A 22,159-nucleotide genomic window follows, 5' to 3' on the forward strand; every position below is an offset into this window, starting at 1 on the left:
GTTACACGCCTAAGGTCGCGCCGCCATCGACACATAAATTATGCATCGTAATATGCCCCGCCTGGCCGGAAACCAAAAAGAGCACGGCGTTTGCTATATCCGAAGGCTGAGCCAGTTTTTTGAGCGGGATTCCCGTCTTAAATGTCTCAAGTGATCCTTTAATGACGTGCTCTGCTCCATTGTCATCGGCCCATAATGACCACTGCATGTCTGTTTCCGTAGATCCGGGTGACACAATATTGCAGCGGATATTATATTCTGCAAGCTCGAGGCCAAGGCATTTCGTAAACATCACAGCTGCAGCTTTTGAAGAGGCATATGCCGCCATAGATGTCCTTGGCACACCGGCAGCATTTGATCCCACTGTTACAATCGAACCTGATCTCCGGCCCATCATATATTTGCTGACTGAACGCGAGGCGTTAAATACGCCAGTCGAATTCACTGAAAACGTGGCTTCCCATTCCTCATCGCTGAGTGAATGGATCAATCCGGGGCGAAGGACTCCCGCTACATTCACTAAAATATCAATCGGTCCGATTTCATGCTCAATGCGCGCCGTGGTCTCGTCAACCGCCGCGCTGTCCCTTACATCCGCGGCAAAAGCATTCGCATCGCAGCCTTCCGCTTTCAGGCTGTTCACAACCTGTCCCAGCTTTTCAGGATTATAATCAACGGCTGCAATGTGTGCGCCTTGGCCGGCCAACGTCCGCGCAACAGCTTCACCAATCCCTTGGGCAGCTCCTGTAATCAAAGCAATTTTTCCCTTTATATCCATTTCAGTCATATCATCAATTCCTTTCTTACTTTTGATGCCGAACGGATAGCCGGTGGAAAAGACTTTTGCACCTCACAACATTAATTGATAATGATTATCATTATCAATTATAAAAATAATCATATCCAAATGTCACGTGACAGTCAAATATAATTTCAATGATGAATCCTTTATTTTTAGAAACAAGGCTGAGGAAGTCTCAGCCTATTGATAGATGCGGTCCGTCGGGGTGAAGTGCAAAACGAAGCGCCCGGCTGACCAAAACAGGAAGAACTGAAATATGCCCTTCTTCTGAAAACTCACAAAAATCTGCTCGGACGCCATATTCCGATAAAGCGCCCAGCCGCTCGTAAAGCTCCCTTGCATTATCATTCATTCCGCTTTTATGATGCCGCTCCCATTCTCCTGCGGCAAGCAGGAGATTGATAGGCTGGCTGTGTTTCTTGAAGTGCGAGGCGAAATGGTCCGCTTTCTCGAGAATAAACGGTTTATTCCAATGGATGGAGGGACTCCCCGCGACATATGTTTGAAACGCATTCGGCTTTGATAATAGAACCTGCAGCACAAACAGCCCGCCAAGCGAGTGCCCAAAGATTGTTTGTCTGTTTCTGTCAATTGGATAATCTCGTTCTATCTGTGGTTTCAGCTTTTCCTCAATAAATCTGAAAAAGCCCTCTGCTCCGCCATGCTCCGGCCAAGCTTTTCCGTCAGGCCTTTTCGGCAGCTTTGATTGAGCTGTCGGCATCGTAAAATCCCGGTGACGCGCTGAGGAGAATGGTTCTGCTGTTTCATAGCCGATACCGACGATCACAGCAGGGATCACGCCAGTTTTTTCAGGACGGCGCCCTTGTATTCGAACGGCTTCAGCCATCGTTCCGAAGATAGAATTGGCATCCAGCAGATAAATAACCGGATAACCAGTGGGCGGCGGAGACGTACATGGTTTCGAGATGAAAATTTGATAGGCACGGTTTTCATCTCGTGAAAACATCTTCCGCACTTCTGTACCAGGAATGGTAAACGCGTTTTGTACTCCGCTTTTAGCCCAGTCTGTTGTTTTCTCATTCATGCAGTACGACATTCCTCTCCTAAAAATAAACCGTAATTATTGATAATGATTTTCACTATCAATTATATAACTCAAATAATAGGTTCTTATCCAAAGAAAGTCAACTTTTTCCCAAATAAAAAAGGCACCTTCATCGAATAAGGTACCTTAAGACTATCAACAGCGGAATCAAGCCTTGACAAACATGACATTATCCCTACTGAAAACAGAACTTTAATCCCATGTGAATCTTTGGTTTTGCCAAGGATCTCCTCTCATGTGATAGCCGTTCTGCTCCCAAAAGCCAGAGTGGTTCTCCTTCGTAAATTGGATACCGCGCAGCCACTTGGCGCTTTTCCAAAAATATAGATGCGGAAACACGCCTCGCAGCGGGAAGCCGTGTTCAGGCGATAAAGGTTCACCATTATGCATATAAGCCAAAAGCGAAGTGTCAGCCAAAAAATCATCAAGCGGCAGATTAGTGGTCCAGCCCTCTTCCGCATGTAAAATGACGTAGCCCGCTTCTTCTTTCACACCCGCTTTTTCCGCGATATCACGTGCCCTTACGCCTTGCCACACATTATCAAGCCTTGACCAGCCAGTGACGCAGTGGATATCATTTTTTGATTCGTGCTGAGGAAAGGCTTTGACATCTTCAAAGCTTAGCAGCATGGGATGGTCAACCAATCCGTATATTTGAAGATTCCATTTCGCTAAATCCTCGTAATATGGGACACTTCCTGTATGAAGTACAGGAAATGAAGTTGTAACATTTTGGTTTGGCGGCACTCTTCCCGATTGATCGGATTGCTTTGTTTTTCCGAAATACATACAGAATCCTCCTTTTGTTAACCTTTTTTCAATTCATGTTGACAACCTTTATGTTCTTTATTACGCTATGATTGTGTATGTAAACCTAAGGGGGAACAACAATGAAACGACATCCACTTCGCGCGGGAGATATGGCTCTGATCGGCATGTTCGCCGCGCTTATGGCCGTTGGCGCCAACATTACATCAGTGGCACCTTTTTTTCAAGTGGCCGGTATTCCGCTGTCGATGCAGCCTTTTTTCTGTCTCTTGGCGGCCTTGCTTCTCGGCAGCAAACGAGCAGCGATTGCCATGATCGTCTATGCGATGGTCGGATTGGCTGGAGCGCCCGTGTTTGCTAAGTTTTCAGCCGGCCTTGCACCATTTGTCGGTCAAAGCGGCGGATTTATTCTTTCATACATTCCGGCAGCATTTGCAGCAGGATGGTTTTTAGAACGCAAAATTCACCCTCGCAAAACTCAATTTTTGATAGCTTCACTTATCGGAACAGCCATCATGTATATTATCGGCACGACCTATACGTATCTTGCACTGAAGCTGTGGATTCATACGCCAGTAAGCTACAGCACAGCTTGGGGGTATATGACTTGGTTTATGGTAAAGGACACAGCGCTGGCTGTGATACTGACGTTTATCGCTCCTGCGCTCTACCGCTCGATCCATAAAGCAACCGGCTTTAACAGAAATCACATATCATCCACATAACCGTTCTTTTGGACGGTTTTTTATCATAACGAGAAAAGGCTTCCCAGTAAAGGGAAGCCTTCCGATTGTTGACAAAATCCTAAAACGGTTTACCTTTTAGGATTTTGTTATCTTTTCAGCGTGATTGAAAACCCTTGAAGTCTAGGAAGGGCGAGCATCGGAGCACAGCGAATGTTCTAATTCGTGAGCACCGACGCGCAGGCCTGACAACGAATGCAAGGGTTTGTCGACACGCTGAAGGCTTCCCGGTAAAGGGAAGCCTTTGTCTTTATAAAACAAGCGCCGCAATCCAGCCAAAGAGGATAAGCGGGATATTGTAAAAGAGAAATGTCGGCACACAAGTGTCCCAAATGTGGTGATGCTGGCCGTCTGCACTCAACCCTGAAGTCGGTCCAAGCGTACTGTCACTGGCGGGTGAACCGGCATCGCCAAGCGCAGCAGCCGCTCCGATAATCGCAATCGTCGCCATCGGACTGAAACCGAGCTGCATACATAGAGGCACAAAGATGGTTGCGATAACTGGAATCGTCGCAAAAGAAGATCCAATCCCCATTGTAATGAACAAGCCGACAATAAGCATCAGCAATGCACCTAGTGACTGATTGTGTCCCATAATGCCAGCCGCTGTTTTCACTAGTGCCTCAACATCTCCGGTTTTCGTCAATACATTTGAAAACCCGGCTGCAACGAGCATGACAAAGCCGATAAAGGCCATTAAAACCATACCGTCTGTAATAAGTGAGTCCGCCTCATCACGCTTCATCACACCGCTGACAAACAGAATAACCAGACCTGCCAGCGCTCCCATAATCATTCCTTCTACTCCCAAAGTCTGCGATAAATAAAGCTGGACGCCTAGTGACACTGCGATGGCAAGAGCCGCGATAGCCAGGCTTTTTTTCGTGTAGGGAGAAGCGGCTGCACCGGATATTTCTTTTGTTTCATATGTCTTTGGCTTACGGAATACGATGATTGACAAAATCAGACCTACGACCATACCCCCAACTGGAATCATTAAAGCGTACGGGATATCACCTAAAGATACGGTTAACCCTGCATCAGCCATATTGTCCTTCAGCATGCCCTGGAAGATTTGTCCGAAACCGATCGGCACTAAAATATAAGGCGCCGTTAAACCGAATGTGATCACACAAGCAATCAGACGGCGGTCCATTTCAAGTTCATTAAAGATTTTCAAAAGCGGCGGAATCAGCACCGGGATAAAGGCGATGTGAACCGGAACCACGTTTTGTGAAAAACAAGCTATCATTAAAATAATCAGCACAATCAGCACTTTGGACAGTGCTTTTTTACGAGTGTCTTCTTTATTTCCGATTAATTTAACGGACGCTTCCACCATTGCGTCCGGAAGACCTGTTTTTGTTAAAGCCGCAGCAAACGCGCCAAGCATGGCGTAGCTGACGGCAACGGTGGCATTTCCGCCAAGACCGTCTGTAAAAGCTTTGACGGTTTCGCCAAGACCAAGCCCGCCTGTTAATCCGCCGGCCAAGGCGCCTATAATTAATGCGATAACAATATTGACACGCAGCAGGCTTAAAACAAGCATAAGCAGCACTGCGATAACGACTGCATTCATGATACCCCTCCAAAAATCCTTTAGTTTGCTAATGTAGTAGATAAATAAAGTATGGAGGTATCGTATCATAATCGACACGCTTTAGTCAACTAAAGATTTCAGAAGAAAACATGCCTGCTGTTGAAGGCAGCAGGCATGTCACATTATACGTTTTTATCTTCGTCCAATGTAAATCGCTCCGCCAGTGTTGCCAGTGTTCTAGCCATGACGCCAGTGGCCCCTGATGGACCAAAGCAGGTTGCTTTATTCGATGTGGCAGTACCCGCAATATCAAGGTGAACCCAAGGCGTTGCTTCAGCAAATTCACCAAGAAATGTTCCAGCCATAATCGCATGTCCTTCTCGTCCCGGCGAATTGCTGAGATCCGCCATTTGGCTGCTTTTCACACGCTTTTTATCCTTCTCTGTTATCGGCAGCTGCCAGATCGCCTCGCCGCACTCTTGTGCAGCATCAGCTACCTGCTGATAAAAGCTTTGATCATTGGTCATAGCGCCGGTTGTTTCTTTTCCTAATGCTACAACGACACCGCCGGTAAGTGTAGCCACATCAACTAGAGCTGACGCGCCATGCTGTTTTGCATATGTAATGCCATCAGCTAGCACAAGTCTTCCTTCAGCATCCGTATTGAGGATTTCAATCGTTTTTCCGCTTAATGATACGATGACATCATCAGGCTTCATCGCACTGCCGGAGATCATGTTGTCGGTAGACGGAATAACCGCCAGCACGTTTTGCTCAGGGCGAAGCTCTCCGATCGTTTCCATCGCACCGAAAATGGCGGCTGCTCCTCCCATATCAGATTTCATGCCTACAATGCCGGATTTCGTTTTTATGGAGTAGCCGCCTGTATCAAAAGTAATCCCTTTTCCGACAAGTCCCACGACGTTTTCCCATTCCTTTTTGCCCTGATACTTCATCACAATCATTTTTGGCGGTTCAGTCGATCCCTGGTTTACCGCAAGTATTCCGCCCATACCGAGCTCTTCCATCTCTGATTTCTCCAATATCTCACACTCAAAATCATATTTCGCACAAAGCTCCTCTGCATAAGAAGCAAGATCGGTGGCTGTCAGCATGTTCCCCGGCATATTCACAAGCGTTCTTGCTGAATTTGTCCCTTGCCCATAGGCCTGACCGACGCGAAGTCCTGCCCGCACTTCCTGTGTATCTTCATCTGTAACGGCGTACACAGCTTCAATTTGCTTAGCAGGCTCATTCGATTTGTGCTTATAATCCTTTACCTCATAGGAAGCCAGCAAACAGCTTTCAGCTAAAGCATGAGCGGCATCAGCTGGAGGCACATCTTCCGAAATAAACGTATCAAGCAGAACCGTTACTTCTTGTTTTCGGTCTTTATGAATAGCTTGAAACACATGGGCAAAATGTTCTTTCGCCTGTTCAAACGAATAATTGGCTTCTCTTCCAAGACCAACGAAATAAATTCGTTTCATACCCGCAGAAGATGGGGGGAATACTTTTGATACTTGATTCGGTTTCGATGAGACATCACCATCTTTCAAAAGCTGTGTCAGATGGCCTTCCAGCACGTCATCAATTTCCAATGCTTTTCCTGTCAGCTGGCTTTTTTGAAAAAGCCCGACGACAAGGGTTTCTGTATGCTCTAATTGCTGAATCGCATAAAACATAGGCTTACACTCCTAACGTAATGGGTATTTGTAATGAACAATGGTATAATAGGAAAAACATTCTTTCCATTACACTTATTTTATCAAACAACAGTCTAAGACTTGTTTTTTTCTTTTGAAACACGAAGGATTTTTTAAATAGAAAGGATGTCGCCGATGGAACTTTTCACAAATTTTCCTTTATTATCAAGCTTGACCGCGATTATTTTTGCTCAGGTCGTTAAAGTGCCCATTCAGTTTATCGTGTCCAGAAAGCTGGACTGGTCACTGGTCACAAGCACAGGCGGCATGCCAAGCTCTCACTCCGCAGCGGTCACTGCGCTTTCTACTGCCGTCGCCTTGGAGCATGGATTAGATTCCTCTCTCTTCGCGGTTTCTGCCATTTTCGCCGTCATTACTATGTTTGACGCAACTGGCGTCAGACGTCACGCCGGTGAACAGGCCACAGTCATCAATAAGCTTGTCATTGATTTTAACCGCTTCGTAAATGAAGCGAAGGACTTCCCAAAAGCCGAAAATAAAGAAAAGCAAAAAAAGCTGAAGGAGCTGCTCGGACATCAGCCGATCGAGGTCTTTTTCGGCGGATTAACAGGCATTTTACTAGCATTGATACTTGCTTACTTTTTTATGTAAAAACGCTCCAGCTTTTGCTGGAGCGTTTTATTCTTTCACAGCTTTATATTGATTTCTGAACACCTGCAACGATTTTGTTTCATTGAGCTTCTCAAGCTCGTCCTCGGTAACCTTTCCCGTTCCCTTTTTAATCACATATACATCAAGATCTTTTTTGCCCCATTTATTGTACACATCTTTTACGGTTTCAAAGTACAGATCAAGGCGGTTTCCCTTAATAGCCGATCCTGTGTCAGCCACAACGCCGAGACCGTAGTTCGGGATAAATAAAATCGTGCCGATCGGAAAAACGGATGGGTCAGCAGCAACTGTGGAGTATAAATCACGTTTCACTTTCACACCTGAGTATGTAAGCCCGTATAATGGATCGCCGGGCTTTTTTCCCGTCGATTCAGCTCCTGCTGTGTAGCCTGTCGCTGTTACTCTTTGGACCGGATACTCGTCCCAGTCAAATGCTTCTTCTAACGGTTTTGTTTTAATCTTAGCCGCGGACGTGGTTTTTGTTTTTTTCTGCTGCAATGCTTTTAATGTCAGTCCTGCATGCTTCAAGGATCTTTCTTGATGTTCCTGCACCCATTTTGACAAGTCCTTCGCTTCGATTCCTGATACTGATAAAAAAGTCGTGCCAAATGCAAGCAGAAATAAACAGGCCATCAGCAAACGTCTGATCATCTTCAACATCATTCACCTCTCCCGAAACATTGTTCCCAATTGGAGAGAGCCATATTCAGCATGGTGAATGAACAGAAAGACAAAAAAAGCTTTCTTTAGAAGAAAGCGGCACTTAAAACATTTGATATCCTCTTTTTCTGAGCATGTTGATCGCTAGACCAGAGACGATGGCACCTGCTAAACCGCTGGCTAAAATCAGCACATCGGCGGCCGCTAGTGATCCGGCACGTTGAAACAGGGCAGCAAAGGATTCTCCAGGCGACTGAACATAGCTGATCAGCTTTTCCTTGCTGATAATGAAAAGGCATACAATCGGATAAATCACAGCCATAATCCAAGACATTCTCAGCAGCATGTTTAATAAGAAACCGATTCCAAAAAATAAGACAAAAAACAAAACAATTGAGATGATTACGACTGGCAAACTAATCAATCTACCCACCCCCTGCGTTGTTTTTAGTGTAACGCGGGGGCAGAAATAAAGTCAACGGCTGGAAAAAGAATGACTGTCTTTTCCTGTCCCCTGGCATGACGGACAAGTCTCTGAACCGCCGAGAATTAATTGGAAATACCCTTTTCCCGAGCAAAATGGACAGGCATATGAAGCGGTTGTCGTTGTAGTTTTCATCTCACCATCACCATTTTTCTCAATTTTCTGATAATATAACATATCAAGCTGTCAACAATAAAGTCAGATCATGTGACAAATCTTCTTATGTAAGCGGAAACATATTTATTTTTCTCTCGTTTTCTTTTTATTTTGCCGTTTTTCAATAAAGAAAACCCGCGAAGAGCGGGTTTTTAGAAAAACTTGAACTTTCCTTTTTTCAGCGTGAGTCCGAGTCCGCCAATCATAAACAGCGAACGGTTATCGATGACTTTTTTCATAAACGAAGCCGGCGTGCCTTTCAGCTTTCTGCCATAAACGACCCCAACCGCGTTATGCTCGCCAAGAGAAGCAACCGTTCCTTTAATATCCGGCTTGAATGGCTCAAGCTCTCCGCCTTTAATGAGCCTCCCAATGTTTTTCGCAACCGTTATTCCCTGCTGCATCGCAATTTGTGCCGTCGGCGGATACGGGCGCTCTGTCTCTTCGTTCATAAACAGCGAGCTGTCGCCAAGAATGAAGGCGTTATCATGACCGGGTGCGCGGAGGTCAGGATTGACTTTAACCCGGCCGCGCATATTTTCAAAACCGGCTTCTTCTACAATCGGATGGCCGCGGACACCTGCCGCCCATACAACGGTTTGTGATTTGATTTGCTCTGGTTCTTCATCTTTTTTCCCGACTCTGACTCCTTCTGGTGTACATTCTTGTACAGCCGTTCCGATTTTAAATTCAACCCCGTTTTCCTCCAAATAATGCACAGCATAATCGACAAGCTCAGGATCAAAGCCAGGCAAAACGGTCGGCGCCGCTTCCACACAAACGATGCGCACGAGGCTTCTGTCAACATCATACTCCTTGCAAAGCTCCGGCACGCGGGCCGCCAGCTCGCCGAGAAATTCAATTCCCGTAAATCCGGCTCCGCCGACCACAATCGTTAACCTGTCCGGCCGTTTTTCCGCTTCAGTATTGTAAGTCGCAAACTGCAGCTCAATATGTTCCCGCAACAAGCGCGACGTGTTGATATTGGCAATTGGAAACGCATATTCCTTCAGACCTTTAATACCGAACGTTTCGGGCACAGCACCGAGCCCGATCACTACATAATCGTATTGCAGCTCTCCATTCGCAAGCACAACTTTTTTCTCATCAATATTGATCGACTTTACGGTATCCTGTACAAAATTGACCCGCGACTGATTGATTACATCTTTTATCTGATAACGGCAGCGGTCATGATGGAGCGTACCCGCGCTCGCCTCATGCATCCACGTCGTTTCATAATGATAATTGTGTTTATTCACAAGCGTAATATCAGCATCATTCGGCCCGACAAACTTTGTCAGCCTTGTTACCGTCATCAATCCGCCATAACCTGCACCTAAAATCACGATTTTGGGCTTATTCAATGCCATCACATCCACCTTCTCTTTTTTTTGCTTTTGTTAGACGAATAATAAAATCATCATTTTGTGTTAGCTTCAGCTTATTGGCAGGATTTTATGAAATATATTGATAAGTTTTTTGCGAATCCTCACCCAGAGCACTACTATCATATCTATCCGGCTGGCTCAGGAAACATTCAGAAAAAGATCAAATCATTTGGTTCTTATCGTATCTGTCTGCGGAAATATTTTCAAGAAAGAATGCGCACGCCATACACTTATGATTTTTGCCGCTTACTCGTCAATTTTAACGGCAATATGGTATAATTAATAACAATTTTCATTTAGGAGGCAATTTTCGTATGCGAGAGGATACAAAGGTTTATGATATTACAGTTATAGGCGGGGGACCGGTCGGCTTATTCACCGCTTTTTACGGAGGCATGAGACAGGCAAGCGTCAAAATCATTGAAAGCCTGCCTCAGCTCGGCGGACAGCTTAGCGCCCTATACCCTGAAAAATATATATACGATGTAGCCGGCTTCCCGAAAATCCGCGCACAGGAGCTAATTAATAACCTAAAAGAGCAAATGGCGAAATTCGACCAAACCATTTGTCTGGAGCAAGCGGTTGAATCTGTTGAGAAGCAAGCAGACGGCGTGTTTAAGCTTGTGACAAATGAAGAAACTCATTATTCTAAAACAGTCATCATTACTGCAGGAAACGGCGCATTCAAACCGAGAAAGCTGGAGCTTGAAAATGCCGAGCAGTATGAAGGCAAAAACCTCCATTACTTCGTTGACGATTTGCAAAAATTCGCCGGCAGACGCGTGGCAATTCTCGGCGGAGGAGATTCAGCGGTTGACTGGGCACTTATGCTTGAGCCCATCGCAAAAGAAGTATCCATCATTCACCGCCGCGATAAATTCCGCGCGCACGAACACAGTGTAGAAAACCTTCATGCGTCGAAGGTAAATGTCTTAACACCATTCGTTCCTGCGGAGCTGATCGGAGAAGACAAAATTGATCAGCTTGTACTTGAAGAAGTGAAAGGCGACCGCAAAGAGATTTTAGAAATTGATGACTTAATCGTTAACTACGGTTTCGTTTCATCTCTTGGACCGATCAAAAACTGGGGTCTGGAGATCGAGAAAAATTCCATTGTCGTGAAATCCACAATGGAAACAAACATCGAAGGCTTCTTTGCCGCTGGTGACATTTGCACATACGAAGGAAAAGTCAATCTAATTGCAAGCGGCTTCGGTGAGGCGCCGACAGCAGTGAACAACGCCAAGGCTTACATGGATCCAAAAGCACGCGTACAGCCTCTTCACTCAACAAGTCTTTTTGAAAATAAATAATAAAAAAGGAGTTTGTGTCAGCGACACAACTCCTTTTTTATTTGAAGATATTTATATAATTCAACGCAGTTCCAAGGACCAGCGCAATCACAAGGGCTGCGACAATCCAGATCATCGCCATAATAATACGGTCTTGGACCTTTTGGGATTTCGGTGTTTTTTCTTCGTTTTGCGTCATCTCACTCGCTCCTTTCACATGTCCCTGTCATAAAGAAAGCCTGGTGCTGAACAACCAAGCTTTGCTGAACGTATATCATTCGCATTTTTATTCGCTCTTTAAGACTATTCGTTGAAACTATCATACCCAAACTCACTGTGCATGACAAGCTTTGGCACTTGAATACACCTGCAAAAAACAAAAACGTTTGACATCCTAAATAAAACAGAGTACATTATACAAGGCGAACATTTCAATTAATTACTTTCAAAATATTCGTATTTAGGAGTGAAATCAGTGGAAAACGTATTTGATTACGAAGATATCCAACTAATTCCTGCAAAATGCATTGTGAACAGCCGTTCAGAGTGTGATACATCTGTACGTTTAGGCGGACGGACATTCAAACTGCCCGTCGTTCCTGCCAATATGCAGACGATTATAGATGAAAAGCTGGCCATTCAATTAGCCGAAAACGGTTACTTTTATGTGATGCACCGATTTGAACCTGAAACACGAATTGATTTTATTAAAGATATGAACAAACGCGGATTATTCTCTTCTATCAGCGTGGGCGTCAAAGATGTGGAGTACGAGTTTGTGCGCCAGCTGGCGGAAGAAAATCTCACTCCCGAATATGTGACAATTGACATTGCGCACGGACATTCAAATGCTGTCATCGAGATGATTCAGCACCTCAAAAAGCATTTGCCAGACACCTTTGTCATTGCCGGCAATGTCGGCACGCCGGAAGCAGTCAGAGAGCTTGAAAACGCTGGAGCGGATGCCACTAAGGTCGGCATCGGTCCGGGAAAAGTATGTATTACGAAAATCAAAACCGGCTTCGGTACAGGCGGCTGGCAATTAGCGGCGCTGCGCTGGTGTGCCAAAGCAGCCAGCAAACCGATTATCGCGGATGGCGGCATCCGCACCCATGGCGACATCGCAAAATCAATCCGATTCGGCGCCACAATGGTCATGATCGGTTCACTATTTGCCGGACACGAAGAATCACCGGGCCACACGATCGAAAAAGACGGAAAGCTCTACAAAGAATACTTCGGCTCAGCCTCTGAATTTCAAAAAGGCGAAAAGAAAAATGTAGAAGGCAAGAAAATGCATGTGGCACATAAAGGTTCAATCAAAAATACGCTGATTGAAATGGAGCAGGATCTGCAATCTTCTATTTCTTATGCAGGCGGAACAAAGCTTGACGCGATCCGCAATGTGGATTATGTAGTTGTGAAGAATTCGATTTTTAATGGGGATAAGCACTAACACACGAAAAGCATCCAGATTTGGATGCTTTTTTATATACAGATATTCACCTTTCGTCATCACAATCCTTGTCCCTGCATTCTTTATCAGGATATAAATGTATTTTTTTTAGAATCATCTTTCGGACAGTGAATATTTCACTTAAGCAAAGTTCCTTATCATTATAAGCCCCTCAAAGTACAAAATAGAAATCAACAAAATCTCATATTGGTTCGTCGTACAAGTTAAAAATGATGAGGATCGGCTTAGATGCATTCGTTTTTTCCTAAGCCGAAAAGAACACTGAATTGGTTGATAGCGCTAATATTTCAATAAGTCACCATATAGAATCTCGTGTCATTATTCTTTATTAGCATTATTTGATTTATGTTGACGGGATAGAGGATGAGCAATAAAACAAAATCAGCCCTGCTCGATTGAGCGGGCTAATTTATCGTGTACAAAGCTTATCTTTACATTCTTCTTTGGGTTCGGCATCAACCGTATATGACAATATTTCTTTATTGCCTGGATCATATAGACCTTCAAATTCTTTTTTGCCGTTAGTATAACCCTTAACAGTTATACCACCCATGGGGTTAATATAATAATCCTCAGAAAAATGGATATCATTCACATCTTTATAGTTAGTTGTTAAAAACTTTTCCATATGATTCTGAGCTTCTTCGAATAAAGCAATCTCTTTTTCCTTTTGATCATGCTGATGCTTCATAAAAAGTCCCCCAACTGCTATGATTATTAAAATAAGGATCATTATGTACCTTTTCGTTTTCAATTGGAAATCAACCCCTTCTATCTTATTTTACAAAAATAAAGTCAGAAATCCTTTAACCGCGAAAAGACTAACTGATAAATTAAAAGCATGGATATCGATACAAACGAAAAAAACGCTCGTCAATGAAAAAAGTCAGTGTGAATATCGGATGTATCTTAGAAGAAGAAAACCTTTCACTTAGAAACCTCACTGACAAATGCGAAATCAGATACGGGAAAAGACATTTTGAGCGAATTGGCCAATACTTTTAATATTGAAGATATCAGTGAAATTTTAAGTTTAGTTGAGGAAACAAGAGTGAATCTTTTTTAAAGAGAGGAACTTAAATGTCCGAGGATTCAAAATTAATTTTAACTATGAGGTTCGTGCATTGATTGTCGAAAAAGATGCATACATAGCATAACTTACGACCTTGAAAAGCGGTAAACTATATCAGATATTATGAAGAAAAATAGACACCTTCGTTGGCGCCTATTGTTAGTATTCGCAATCTTTGTCTCTGCACTCTTTTTTCATAACTGCATCAACACTATGGCTCATTATCTTATTATTTGTCGGATCGTAGATACCATCAAATTTGTTGGTTTTATCTTGATTATAATACCCAAACACTTGCACACCACCCATTGGATCTGTTTCATATCTATCCTCAAACTGAACGCTGTCTATGCCTTCGTAATTTGCCTTCAAAAATTTTCCCATATGTATTTTCGCAGTTTTAAATTCTTCAATTCCTTCATTATGCTGGGCGTGGTTCTTCACAATAAAACCTCCGACTGCTACAATTACCAAAATTACAATAATAAGGTGTTTTTTCAAAACAACTCATCCTTCCAACACCATTTCACACTAAATTTGCGAGGTTTTGCATGAATAAAAACATAAAAGTTCCAAATTTATTGGATAGCACATATTATTCATTAAGCAGAAATGCATATAAGTATGATCATATGAAAGAAAAGCTGCTGCTTGAATAAAATCGCCGACGATTTTGAGGAAAAAGATCAGATGCTTGCCAATTGGCTGAGATTATAGGAGTGACAAAGCAATGCCGACATTAGATAACCTTTTAGAACATAAAGATGATCCAATGAAAAAACAGCTGCAGCGCCAAATGTTAAAATCTGGCATGACAAAAGTGGCAAATACTAAGCTTGAGACGGTTCGTAAAAACCATAAACCAAAGTTCGAAATGAATTCGCTGCAGGAAGAATTAAACGATGTTTATTCAGCTCTTTTATACAGCTTCGAGGGAAAAGCGCAAAAGGCCATTGCTCAGCGTATCAGTGGAAGTGCCCAGCTTATCGTGAACGCAGAGAACGACGGTGAAACTTTTGTCAATAGCTTTAAAACGAGATAAAAATGGAAAAGCGAACATCCTTAGCCTAGCCTGGGGTGTTTTTTTCTGCAAAAAACGCCTTTCTTAACGATGATTTATCGATAAGAAAAGCGTTATGAATAAATTTTACGATTCATTGCAGGTTGCAGATTCAGCGCTTAGCACTCTTCAGGGGTACCTGTATTCGTCGCTGTTCTAAACGAAGAACCGCAGCCGCATGAAGCGATGGCGTTTGGATTGTCGATAGTAAAGCCGCCGCCGAGCATGGATTCTTTGTAGTCAATGATAGTGCCGTTCATGATGTCAAGGCTTTCTTTGTCAACGAGCACGGTGATGCCGTACTGATCAAACATACTGTCTTTTTCGCCCTTTTCATGTTCAAAACCCATGCCGTAAGAAAGTCCGCTGCAGCCGCCGCCTTTGACGCCGACACGCAGAAACGCGTTTTCTTCTTCATGCTCTTTCATCATATCTCTTATATGCAAAGCTGCTGCTTCTGTAATTGTTACCGGGTTGCTCATCTTTGTGAACCTCCTTTCAAAAACTGGATGCTGTCTTTTATTATAAACTTGATCGGTTCATTTCTCAAACAAGGTGTTTACAAAAAATAGACACCTTCACAAACGGTTTCAGCCGGTCCTGTCATCATGACATGGCCGTTGTCTTTCCAGTTGATCACCAAATCTCCGCCCGCTAAATGCACAGTGATGTCCTGATTTCGTTGTGATACGCCGTTTAACACAGATGCGACGGCCGCTGCACATGCTCCTGTCCCGCATGCCTGCGTAATGCCTGATCCCCGTTCCCAGACGCGGAAATGCAGTTCATGTTCATTTACGGTTTCGACGAATTCCACGTTGACGCCTTCTGGAAATCTCGAATCTTTTTCAATCACCGGTCCCAATGTCGTTAAAGGCGCTTGTTCAATATCAGCGATCGGGAAAACGATATGGGGATTTCCCATTGAAACGGCAGTGCCTGTCAGTTCAGCTTCACCAAATGCCATCGTTTCATTAACCATATGCTCTTCCCCGCCGTCAAGCATTGGAAGCTCAGCCTTTGTCAGGCGCGGTTCGCCCATATCAACAGTGACCATTTTCACTTCCCCGTTCTCTGCTTGAACTTCCGCTTTTACAAGGCCGGAGAGCGTTTCAATCAGAAAAGATGTCTCCTCCACGAGCTTTTGCTCATACGCGTATTTTGCGACGCAGCGCAGGCCATTGCCGCAGTTTTTCCCTTCTGACCCGTCATTATTAAAAATCCGCATTTTGACAGGCGCTTGATCTGAAGGACATATAAGGATCATCCCATCGGAACCGATCCCTGTATAAACAGAAGAAACCTGAATCGCAATCTCAGACAGTTTTTCTTCTGGAAGCTGTTCTTCAAATTGATTCACATAGATATAACTGTTTCCCAAGCCGTGCATTTTGGTAAAACGAAATGAGTTCATAAGTGCCTCCAACTTTTTTTCTTTTACTTAGTATAAAAGCTATTCTAAACGGACACAATACCATTATCCCCCGTTTTTCATACATAAAAGCTCCTTGCGATTTCGCAAGGAGCTTTTATCATGATATAAACATGCCGGCAATCGCTGCACTGAGCAGATTGGCTAATGTTCCCGCAAGAATAGCCTTCAGGCCGAGACGAGCGATATCCGAACGGCGGCTGGGCGCTAAACTGCCAAGCGTACCGAGCATAATCGCAATGGATGAAAAATTGGCGAATCCGCATAACGCGAAACTGATAATCGTAGCCGTTTTCTTAGAAAATTCGCCGATGTGCGGACCGAAGTTAGAATAAGCGACAAACTCATTCAGCACCAATTTCTGGCCGATATAACTTCCTGCTTGCAACGCTTCATGCCAAGGCACGCCAATCAAAAAGGCAATCGGAGAAAACACATAGCCAAGGAGCGATTCTAATGTAACGTCTTTTAAGCCGAACAAGCCTAATACGCCGCCGAGAATACCATTTACTACGGCGATTAATGCAACGAAAGCAAGCAGCATTGCTCCAACGTTTAAGGCAATTTGCAGTCCGGTTGACGCTCCCTTTGCAGCGGCGTCAATCACATTGGCTGCGCCTTCACCTTCATCCATTTTGAAGTCGCTTTTAACGGTTTGCGGCTTTTCTGTTTCGGGTATAATCAATTTACCAAAGACAAGGCCTGCAGGAGCAGCCATAAAGCTCGCCGCAAGCAAGTATTCAATCGGAATACCGAGAAGAGCGTACCCAAACAAGGTTGACCCAGCAACAGCTGACAGGCCGCTTGTCATCACCGTGAACAATTCAGAGCGCGTCAGCCCGGCAATCAGGGGTCTGATCACTAATGGAGATTCAGATTGTCCTACAAAAATATTAGCAGCAGCCGCAAGAGATTCCGTTTTGCTCGTCCCAAGAAGCTTCGACAATCCTCCGCCAATAACACGGAAAATAAGCTGCATGATTTTTAAATGATATAAAACAGCGATCAGTGCTGAGAAGAAAATGATAATGGGCAGGACACTTAATGCAAAAGCCGGACTGTCACCGACTTTTAGAAGCGGCCCGAAAATAAAATTGATGCCTTCATTCGCATAACCAATCAGAAGCTGTACACGGCTTGAAAACCATAAAAAAACAGCGCGCCCCGCTTCCCATTTCAACACGATGTATCCAAACGCCACCTGTATACATAAACCAACGATGACTGTTCTTATCTTAATATTGCTTTTCTTTTCTGAAAATAAAAACGCGATAGCAACGATCGCAACTGCGCCCAGCAGTCCCCACAGAACATCCATGAATACTCGTACACCTCTTAAATTTTATTAAAAAAATATCTTTTATACGATAACAATAATATTTTTTGATGTCTACACATTTTTTGGTTCTCTATGTACGGCAAAATAAAAAAAGGGCCTGTCAGACCCTTTCTCTTAAAACATTGGATTTTCCTCAATAAATGTATATATATTCTCAACAAGCTCCTCAGGCGTTTCACCTTTGACGACTTCTCCGTTTACAAGAGCGAAAAGCGACTCCATGCATGTCCCGCAGTAGCTTAAGCAGCCATATTCAAGGACATCCAGGTTTGGATCCTTTTCCAAGATCGCCCGGGCTTCCTGCGAGCCGTGAGCCAGATTGCTGACACAAAATTCAATCATTGGATTCATGCGGTTTCACCTCACATCTGTCCATTATCGCGAAATTTTCACCATTCGTCAAAGATAGCGGATTGTTCGCATTTCATTATTGTAACATATCATTAAATGAATAACGTTTTACTAATTTATAATTCAAAACTAATTTGTAGGTTATTTTGAAACTATCATTGTGATTTTAGGTCAAATTCGATATAATTCTAGATGTTATTTTACATAGTTCATATTTTTTTCACTGTATCTATCATACTCTTCGGATTAAAGGGGAATTCAAATGAAAAAATTGGTCTTGATCGGCGGAGGTTACGGGAACATGCGTGTGCTTCATCGCTTACTGCCAAACCAGCTGCCTGATGATGTTTCCATTACGTTAATTGACAGAAATCCATATCACTGCTTGAAAACAGAATATTACGCCCTTGCCGCAGGCACAATTTCTGATCATCACATTAGAGTGTCATTCCCGGAACATCCACGTCTGGATGTCCAATATGGTGATATCTCATCAATTGATATTGCACAAAAACAAGTGCTGTTCCAAGATCGCGAACCGATTTCTTACGATGACGCCGTGATCGGGCTCGGCTGCGAGGATAAATACCACAACGTGCCGGGAGCACATGAATTCACCTACAGCATTCAAACCATCGATCAGTCCCGCGAAACCTACCAAAAGCTGAATAATCTGAGTGCTAATAGCACTGTCGCCATTGTCGGAGCAGGCCTTAGCGGCGTTGAGCTTGCAAGTGAATTGAGAGAAAGCCGTGATGACCTGAACATTATTTTGTTCGACCGCGGCAATCTTATTTTATCAAGCTTTCCCGAGCGTTTAAGCAAATATGTGCAAAAATGGTTCGAAGAGCACGGTGTCCGCATTATTAACAGGGCAAATATCACAAAGGTAGAAGAAGGTGTTGTGTTTAATCACGATGATGCAATTCCTGCAGACGCCATTGTATGGACAGCCGGCATACAGCCGAACAAGGTCGTCAGAGACTTAGATGTGGAGAAGGACGCACAAGGGCGCGTCGTATTAACGCCTCATCACAATCTTCCTGGTGATGAACATCTGTATGTTGTCGGTGATTGCGCCAGCCTTCCTCATGCACCGAGCGCCCAGCTGGCAGAGGCTCAAGCAGAGCAGATTGTCCAAATTTTGCAAAAACGCTGGAATGGAGAAGCCCTTCCTGAATCAATGCCGCAGTTCAAGCTGAAAGGCGTTCTCGGTTCACTCGGTAAAAAAGCCGGCTTCGGTCTTGTTGCTGACCGCCCGCTGATCGGCCGTGTCCCGCGTATGCTGAAATCCGGATTGCTGTGGATGTACAAACACCATAACGGTTAATAAGAGAGAAAATCCGCTGATGCTGTCAGCGGTTTTCTGTATACCCATGCCTCTCCATTTCCTCATACACGTCTTTTAATTTCGGGCTGCCTTCACCAACAATTTTGTCTTCTACAAGCACAAGCGGATAAAAATACTCATCCAGTTTGATTTTTTCCGCAAGCTCTTTCGCATGTTTCATATCAGGCGGATCATGAATATCGATGTAGCGGATCACAAAAGGCTGATTTGGATATTTTCTTTTCAGCGCGGCCTCAAGCCACTCGTACGTATCCTTGGCCGTCGGCATATTGACACAGCTCGCACAAACGGTTTCTGCCCCGTACACGCTAAGCACGACAGGTTTTGTCACTGATAACCGCCTCCTTCTCTCTAAGCAAGTTCTTTCTTTCAGTATACAGAGCCAAATGACGTTTTTATAGAAAAAACCGTTTTTGTGTTCAAGTCTCAATGTGCTATAATAGGAAAAGCAACTTTGCAAACCAAACAATAGATTTTTATTGTTACACTCAATATAATGGTTTTATGATGACGAAAGGAGCGAATGTCATGACTGAAGTTGAAATGAAAGAACAGGTGCAGGAAGTACTGGACAAACTTCGTCCGTTTTTACTTCGTGACGGCGGTGACTGTGAGCTTGTAGACGTAGATGAAGGTATTGTGAAGCTTCGTCTTCTAGGCGCATGCGGCAGCTGCCCAAGTTCAACAATTACGCTGAAAGCCGGAATTGAACGCGCTCTTCTTGAAGAAGTGCCGGGTGTCGTTGAAGTAGAACAAGTCTTTTAATAACCAGCCAGACTGATCAATGATCAGTCTGGCTTTTTTATTAGAGATATTGATCAAACCATGAACTGATATAATTCAGGCGCTTAATCCGCTGTCCAGGGTGGCCGCTGCGCGACAAATTGTGCGACGCTTTTGGAAAACGGACGAGCATCGTTTGTTTGTCCATTTTTTTCAAAGCGATGAATAGCTGCTCCGCCTGCTCGATCGGACACCGGTCATCTCGCTCGCCATGCAGGATCAAAAGCGGTGTCTCCACGTTTGCTGCATATTTTAAAGGGGAACGGTCCCAAAGCTTTTCTGTGTCTGTAAACATATCATGCTCAAGCTGCCAGTCTGTGAAGAAATAGCCGATATCACTGACGCCGTGAAAGCTGATCCAGTTTGAAATCGAACGCTGAGTGACGGCGGCTTTAAAGCGGTTCGTCTGCCCGACGATCCAGTTGGTCATAAAACCTCCGTAGCTTCCGCCCGTGACACCGAGCCGTTTAGGATCAATCTGCGGATCTCTTTTCATCGCCTCATCCACAGCCTGCATCACATCCTCATAATCCTTTCCGCCATAATCTCCTCTGACTGCATTTACAAATGTCTGCCCATACCCGTGGCTCCCTCTCGGATTAACATAAACCACTGCATATCCTTTCGCCGCCAGCACTTGAAATTCATGAAAATATGTATGCCCGTACATCATATGCGGTCCGCCGTGTATGTTGAGAATAAGGGGATATGACGAGTCTTCCGCCTGTGCAGGTTTCAACAGCCATCCGTTCACCGTTACGCCGTCTTCTGTAACATATTGAATATCTTCAGGCACTGAAACCGTATGCTCATCGACAAACTTGTCATTCGCGCCAGTCAGCCGCTTCTCTTCCTGCCCAAGCGGGATGCTGTAAAGCTCGCTCGGTCTGTCCGGCTTTGCCACACTGGCAATAAAGTGTTGTTCGTCAGATGACAGTGAAAAACTATTGATATACTCTTTTTCGAGACGAATCGGATACACAAGGCCTTCAATCGACATATAATAGATTCCCGTGCTGCCTTGATCTGTGCCGATCACATAAAATCCTTGGCTGTCCTTCGTCCAAATTGGACGCTGTTCGCCGCCTCCGATCAATGAATCCCCAATCAGCGCATCTGCTAAATGAACATCCAGCATCTCAGTCAGACATGTAAGGAGGTCTTGTTCGATATCATAGAGCCATGCCTTTTCAAGCGTTGCATTTTGATATTCCTGCTCATGCCCAAGCAAAGCAATAAACCTTCCGTCCGGGGAAAAAGAGCTTGATCCGAATGAGCCGCAATGCGGTGTCATTTGCTTGAGAGCTCCAGTCTCCAGCGACATTATGTAGACATCGCTCGGCTTGCTGGCATCATCCGTTTCAGTCAAATTGGCTGAGAAAACAAGCCTTTTGCCGTCAGGAGAAAAGGCAGGATCTCCGTGATCAGCTTTGTGAGTTGTCAGCTGCTTCACCTCGCCAGATTTCACACTGACAAGCGCAAGCTGGGCGTATGAACCTCTCGTCAGCCCTTTGCCGTCACGTTTATAGGCTAGACCTTGCACTTCAACAGGATCAAAGCTGCCCTGCTCTGTTTTCTCTCGATCATGAATACTTTCTCCCTCTCCTAAACTGACAGTGACTAGCACCGACTCGCCATCAGGGGACCATATTGGCTTTGACACGCCATACAGGATATCAGTCAGTTTCTTCGCTTCTCCGCCTTCTGTGCTTATGATATACAGCTGTGCCGCATCACCTTCACGATCAGAAATAAAGGCAAGTGTATGCCCGTCCGGAGACCATCTTGGATCTGTGCTCCGTTTCTCTCCGTGTGTCCAAGGAACAGAACAGCCGCTTTCCGTTTCATACACCCATATATTTGAAGTATATGAATCTTGCTCTTGATCCACTTGCGACTGCACGTATGCAGCACGGCTGCCGTCAGGGGCGTATTGAGGATCGGTCACAGAGACAATCGCTGTGATGTCTTCTGCGGTTATCAGCTTTTTCATATTCATCTCCTCCTTTTCATGTATTTCGTTTTTCTAAATAAAAACTCCTTTATCTCCAGC

The 22,159-nt window shown here is 44.3% G+C and carries 26 protein-coding genes; 8 read left to right on the forward strand and 18 right to left on the reverse strand.

Translation table 11 applies throughout. The annotated features are described in order from the left end of the window. Position 1: 1 nt before the first annotated feature. The 3 genes from BTW01_RS13205 to BTW01_RS13215 all read right to left on the reverse strand — a co-directional run bounded on the left by BTW01_RS13205 (position 2) and on the right by BTW01_RS13215 (position 2,657). Positions 2–787, reverse strand: a complete 786-nt coding sequence (locus BTW01_RS13205) for a 2,3-dihydro-2,3-dihydroxybenzoate dehydrogenase (protein WP_162103417.1) — start codon at positions 785–787, stop codon at positions 2–4. A 190-nt stretch (positions 788–977) separates the two neighbouring features. After that, positions 978–1,847 carry a ferri-bacillibactin esterase BesA gene (besA, locus tag BTW01_RS13210; protein ID WP_162103418.1) on the reverse strand — a complete coding sequence of 290 codons (870 nt, stop codon included), beginning with the start codon at positions 1,845–1,847 and terminating at the stop codon, positions 978–980. A 213-nt stretch (positions 1,848–2,060) separates the two neighbouring features. Next, positions 2,061–2,657: a sulfite oxidase-like oxidoreductase gene (locus BTW01_RS13215; RefSeq protein ID WP_162103419.1), complete on the reverse strand. Its 597-nt coding sequence runs from the start codon at positions 2,655–2,657 to the stop codon at positions 2,061–2,063. 101 nt (positions 2,658–2,758) lie between these two features. On the opposite strand from BTW01_RS13215, the gene BTW01_RS13220 reads away from it, so the two are divergent. Then, entirely contained in the window at positions 2,759–3,361 is a 603-nt protein-coding gene (locus BTW01_RS13220) for a biotin transporter BioY (RefSeq protein WP_162103420.1), read from the forward strand. 268 nt (positions 3,362–3,629) lie between these two features. Here BTW01_RS13220 and BTW01_RS13225 read toward each other — a convergent pair whose 3' ends face one another. Continuing rightward, positions 3,630–4,958, reverse strand: a complete 1,329-nt coding sequence (locus BTW01_RS13225) for a Na+/H+ antiporter family protein (RefSeq protein WP_162103421.1) — start codon at positions 4,956–4,958, stop codon at positions 3,630–3,632. A 143-nt stretch (positions 4,959–5,101) separates the two neighbouring features. Further along, positions 5,102–6,604 carry a leucyl aminopeptidase gene (locus BTW01_RS13230; protein ID WP_162103422.1) on the reverse strand — a complete coding sequence of 501 codons (1,503 nt, stop codon included), beginning with the start codon at positions 6,602–6,604 and terminating at the stop codon, positions 5,102–5,104. A 156-nt stretch (positions 6,605–6,760) separates the two neighbouring features. On the opposite strand from BTW01_RS13230, the gene BTW01_RS13235 reads away from it, so the two are divergent. Continuing rightward, a complete protein-coding gene (locus BTW01_RS13235; protein WP_162103423.1) occupies positions 6,761–7,237 on the forward strand; it encodes a divergent PAP2 family protein in 477 nt (158 codons plus the stop codon). Between the two features lie 27 nt (positions 7,238–7,264). Here BTW01_RS13235 and BTW01_RS13240 read toward each other — a convergent pair whose 3' ends face one another. The 4 genes from BTW01_RS13240 to BTW01_RS13255 all read right to left on the reverse strand — a co-directional run bounded on the left by BTW01_RS13240 (position 7,265) and on the right by BTW01_RS13255 (position 9,931). Continuing rightward, on the reverse strand, positions 7,265–7,921 hold the full coding sequence (locus tag BTW01_RS13240) for a 3D domain-containing protein (protein ID WP_162103424.1): 657 nt from the start codon (positions 7,919–7,921) through the stop codon (positions 7,265–7,267). 100 nt (positions 7,922–8,021) lie between these two features. Next, positions 8,022–8,342, reverse strand: coding sequence for a YuiB family protein (locus BTW01_RS13245; protein ID WP_162103425.1), 321 nt, complete (start codon positions 8,340–8,342; stop codon positions 8,022–8,024). Between the two features lie 51 nt (positions 8,343–8,393). Then, positions 8,394–8,537: a YuiA family protein gene (locus BTW01_RS13250; RefSeq protein ID WP_162103426.1), complete on the reverse strand. Its 144-nt coding sequence runs from the start codon at positions 8,535–8,537 to the stop codon at positions 8,394–8,396. Positions 8,538–8,710: 173 nt separating this feature from the next. Further along, positions 8,711–9,931, reverse strand: a complete 1,221-nt coding sequence (locus tag BTW01_RS13255) for an NAD(P)/FAD-dependent oxidoreductase (RefSeq protein ID WP_162103427.1) — start codon at positions 9,929–9,931, stop codon at positions 8,711–8,713. A gap of 87 nt (positions 9,932–10,018) precedes the next feature. Here BTW01_RS13255 and BTW01_RS13260 point away from each other — a divergent pair, with 87 nt between their 5' ends. Together BTW01_RS13260 and yumC are read left to right on the forward strand one after the other, a co-directional pair. Beyond that, the gene (locus BTW01_RS13260) at positions 10,019–10,228 is read left to right on the forward strand and encodes a hypothetical protein (protein WP_162103428.1); all 210 of its coding nucleotides are present in this window, start codon (positions 10,019–10,021) and stop codon (positions 10,226–10,228) included. A 35-nt stretch (positions 10,229–10,263) separates the two neighbouring features. Further along, positions 10,264–11,262, forward strand: coding sequence for a ferredoxin--NADP reductase 2 (gene yumC / locus BTW01_RS13265; RefSeq protein ID WP_162103429.1), 999 nt, complete (start codon positions 10,264–10,266; stop codon positions 11,260–11,262). A gap of 37 nt (positions 11,263–11,299) precedes the next feature. On the opposite strand, the gene BTW01_RS13270 is transcribed toward yumC, so the two are convergent. Beyond that, positions 11,300–11,440, reverse strand: a complete 141-nt coding sequence (locus BTW01_RS13270) for a hypothetical protein (protein ID WP_162103430.1) — start codon at positions 11,438–11,440, stop codon at positions 11,300–11,302. Positions 11,441–11,716: 276 nt separating this feature from the next. On the opposite strand from BTW01_RS13270, the gene guaC reads away from it, so the two are divergent. Further along, entirely contained in the window at positions 11,717–12,697 is a 981-nt protein-coding gene (guaC, locus tag BTW01_RS13275; protein WP_162103431.1) for a GMP reductase, read from the forward strand. 430 nt (positions 12,698–13,127) lie between these two features. On the opposite strand, the gene BTW01_RS13280 is transcribed toward guaC, so the two are convergent. Both BTW01_RS13280 and BTW01_RS13285 read right to left on the reverse strand, forming a co-directional pair. Beyond that, positions 13,128–13,472: a DUF1433 domain-containing protein gene (locus tag BTW01_RS13280; protein WP_162103432.1), complete on the reverse strand. Its 345-nt coding sequence runs from the start codon at positions 13,470–13,472 to the stop codon at positions 13,128–13,130. A 477-nt stretch (positions 13,473–13,949) separates the two neighbouring features. After that, positions 13,950–14,234 (reverse strand): DUF1433 domain-containing protein, encoded by a 285-nt coding sequence (locus tag BTW01_RS13285; protein WP_419724074.1) that lies wholly within the window; start codon positions 14,232–14,234, stop codon positions 13,950–13,952. Between the two features lie 286 nt (positions 14,235–14,520). Between BTW01_RS13285 and BTW01_RS13290 the strand changes: the two genes are divergently transcribed. Further along, positions 14,521–14,832 (forward strand): hypothetical protein, encoded by a 312-nt coding sequence (locus BTW01_RS13290; protein ID WP_162103434.1) that lies wholly within the window; start codon positions 14,521–14,523, stop codon positions 14,830–14,832. 137 nt (positions 14,833–14,969) lie between these two features. On the opposite strand, the gene BTW01_RS13295 is transcribed toward BTW01_RS13290, so the two are convergent. From BTW01_RS13295 to BTW01_RS13310, 4 genes are all read right to left on the reverse strand, one after another. Next, a complete protein-coding gene (locus BTW01_RS13295; RefSeq protein ID WP_162103435.1) occupies positions 14,970–15,332 on the reverse strand; it encodes a HesB/IscA family protein in 363 nt (120 codons plus the stop codon). A 77-nt stretch (positions 15,333–15,409) separates the two neighbouring features. Then, on the reverse strand, positions 15,410–16,264 hold the full coding sequence (gene dapF, locus BTW01_RS13300) for a diaminopimelate epimerase (RefSeq protein WP_162103436.1): 855 nt from the start codon (positions 16,262–16,264) through the stop codon (positions 15,410–15,412). A 118-nt stretch (positions 16,265–16,382) separates the two neighbouring features. Further along, positions 16,383–17,600, reverse strand: coding sequence for a NupC/NupG family nucleoside CNT transporter (locus BTW01_RS13305; RefSeq protein WP_162103437.1), 1,218 nt, complete (start codon positions 17,598–17,600; stop codon positions 16,383–16,385). Between the two features lie 135 nt (positions 17,601–17,735). After that, positions 17,736–17,972 (reverse strand): YuzB family protein, encoded by a 237-nt coding sequence (locus BTW01_RS13310; protein WP_162103438.1) that lies wholly within the window; start codon positions 17,970–17,972, stop codon positions 17,736–17,738. Positions 17,973–18,234: 262 nt separating this feature from the next. Here BTW01_RS13310 and BTW01_RS13315 point away from each other — a divergent pair, with 262 nt between their 5' ends. Then, a complete protein-coding gene (locus tag BTW01_RS13315; protein WP_162103439.1) occupies positions 18,235–19,302 on the forward strand; it encodes an NAD(P)/FAD-dependent oxidoreductase in 1,068 nt (355 codons plus the stop codon). A gap of 25 nt (positions 19,303–19,327) precedes the next feature. On the opposite strand, the gene BTW01_RS13320 is transcribed toward BTW01_RS13315, so the two are convergent. Then, the gene (locus tag BTW01_RS13320) at positions 19,328–19,654 is read right to left on the reverse strand and encodes a YuzD family protein (RefSeq protein WP_162103440.1); all 327 of its coding nucleotides are present in this window, start codon (positions 19,652–19,654) and stop codon (positions 19,328–19,330) included. 98 nt (positions 19,655–19,752) lie between these two features. On the opposite strand from BTW01_RS13320, the gene BTW01_RS13325 reads away from it, so the two are divergent. After that, the gene (locus BTW01_RS13325) at positions 19,753–20,088 is read left to right on the forward strand and encodes a NifU family protein (RefSeq protein ID WP_202923606.1); all 336 of its coding nucleotides are present in this window, start codon (positions 19,753–19,755) and stop codon (positions 20,086–20,088) included. Between the two features lie 40 nt (positions 20,089–20,128). On the opposite strand, the gene BTW01_RS13330 is transcribed toward BTW01_RS13325, so the two are convergent. Continuing rightward, the gene (locus tag BTW01_RS13330) at positions 20,129–22,099 is read right to left on the reverse strand and encodes a S9 family peptidase (RefSeq protein WP_162103441.1); all 1,971 of its coding nucleotides are present in this window, start codon (positions 22,097–22,099) and stop codon (positions 20,129–20,131) included. Positions 22,100–22,159: the final 60 nt, after the last annotated feature.

The organism is Bacillus sp. SKDU12 (assembly GCF_010093085.1).
Taxonomy (GTDB): Bacteria; Bacillota; Bacilli; order Bacillales; family Bacillaceae; genus Bacillus; species Bacillus mexicanus.

Bases quoted from the DNA above. Each gene is read 5' to 3' on its own strand.
- BTW01_RS13255 (WP_162103427.1), bottom strand. From the start codon at position 9,931: ATGGCATTGAATAAGCCCAAAATCGTGATTTTAGGTGCAGGTTATGGC.
- BTW01_RS13225 (WP_162103421.1), bottom strand. From the start codon at position 4,958: ATGAATGCAGTCGTTATCGCAGTGCTGCTTATGCTTGTTTTAAGCCTG.
- BTW01_RS13240 (WP_162103424.1), bottom strand. From the start codon at position 7,921: ATGATGTTGAAGATGATCAGACGTTTGCTGATGGCCTGTTTATTTCTG.
- BTW01_RS13315 (WP_162103439.1), top strand. From the start codon at position 18,235: ATGAAAAAATTGGTCTTGATCGGCGGAGGTTACGGGAACATGCGTGTG.
- BTW01_RS13295 (WP_162103435.1), bottom strand. From the start codon at position 15,332: ATGAGCAACCCGGTAACAATTACAGAAGCAGCAGCTTTGCATATAAGA.
- besA (WP_162103418.1), bottom strand. From the start codon at position 1,847: ATGAATGAGAAAACAACAGACTGGGCTAAAAGCGGAGTACAAAACGCG.
- BTW01_RS13270 (WP_162103430.1), bottom strand. From the start codon at position 11,440: ATGACGCAAAACGAAGAAAAAACACCGAAATCCCAAAAGGTCCAAGAC.
- yumC (WP_162103429.1), top strand. From the start codon at position 10,264: ATGCGAGAGGATACAAAGGTTTATGATATTACAGTTATAGGCGGGGGA.
- BTW01_RS13230 (WP_162103422.1), bottom strand. From the start codon at position 6,604: ATGTTTTATGCGATTCAGCAATTAGAGCATACAGAAACCCTTGTCGTC.
- BTW01_RS13310 (WP_162103438.1), bottom strand. From the start codon at position 17,972: ATGAATCCAATGATTGAATTTTGTGTCAGCAATCTGGCTCACGGCTCG.
- BTW01_RS13260 (WP_162103428.1), top strand. From the start codon at position 10,019: ATGAAATATATTGATAAGTTTTTTGCGAATCCTCACCCAGAGCACTAC.
- BTW01_RS13215 (WP_162103419.1), bottom strand. From the start codon at position 2,657: ATGTATTTCGGAAAAACAAAGCAATCCGATCAATCGGGAAGAGTGCCG.
- BTW01_RS13330 (WP_162103441.1), bottom strand. From the start codon at position 22,099: ATGAAAAAGCTGATAACCGCAGAAGACATCACAGCGATTGTCTCTGTG.
- BTW01_RS13250 (WP_162103426.1), bottom strand. From the start codon at position 8,537: ATGAAAACTACAACGACAACCGCTTCATATGCCTGTCCATTTTGCTCG.
- BTW01_RS13235 (WP_162103423.1), top strand. From the start codon at position 6,761: ATGGAACTTTTCACAAATTTTCCTTTATTATCAAGCTTGACCGCGATT.
- dapF (WP_162103436.1), bottom strand. From the start codon at position 16,264: ATGAACTCATTTCGTTTTACCAAAATGCACGGCTTGGGAAACAGTTAT.
- BTW01_RS13220 (WP_162103420.1), top strand. From the start codon at position 2,759: ATGAAACGACATCCACTTCGCGCGGGAGATATGGCTCTGATCGGCATG.
- BTW01_RS13325 (WP_202923606.1), top strand. From the start codon at position 19,753: ATGTGCTATAATAGGAAAAGCAACTTTGCAAACCAAACAATAGATTTT.
- BTW01_RS13205 (WP_162103417.1), bottom strand. From the start codon at position 787: ATGACTGAAATGGATATAAAGGGAAAAATTGCTTTGATTACAGGAGCT.
- BTW01_RS13305 (WP_162103437.1), bottom strand. From the start codon at position 17,600: ATGGATGTTCTGTGGGGACTGCTGGGCGCAGTTGCGATCGTTGCTATC.
- BTW01_RS13290 (WP_162103434.1), top strand. From the start codon at position 14,521: ATGCCGACATTAGATAACCTTTTAGAACATAAAGATGATCCAATGAAA.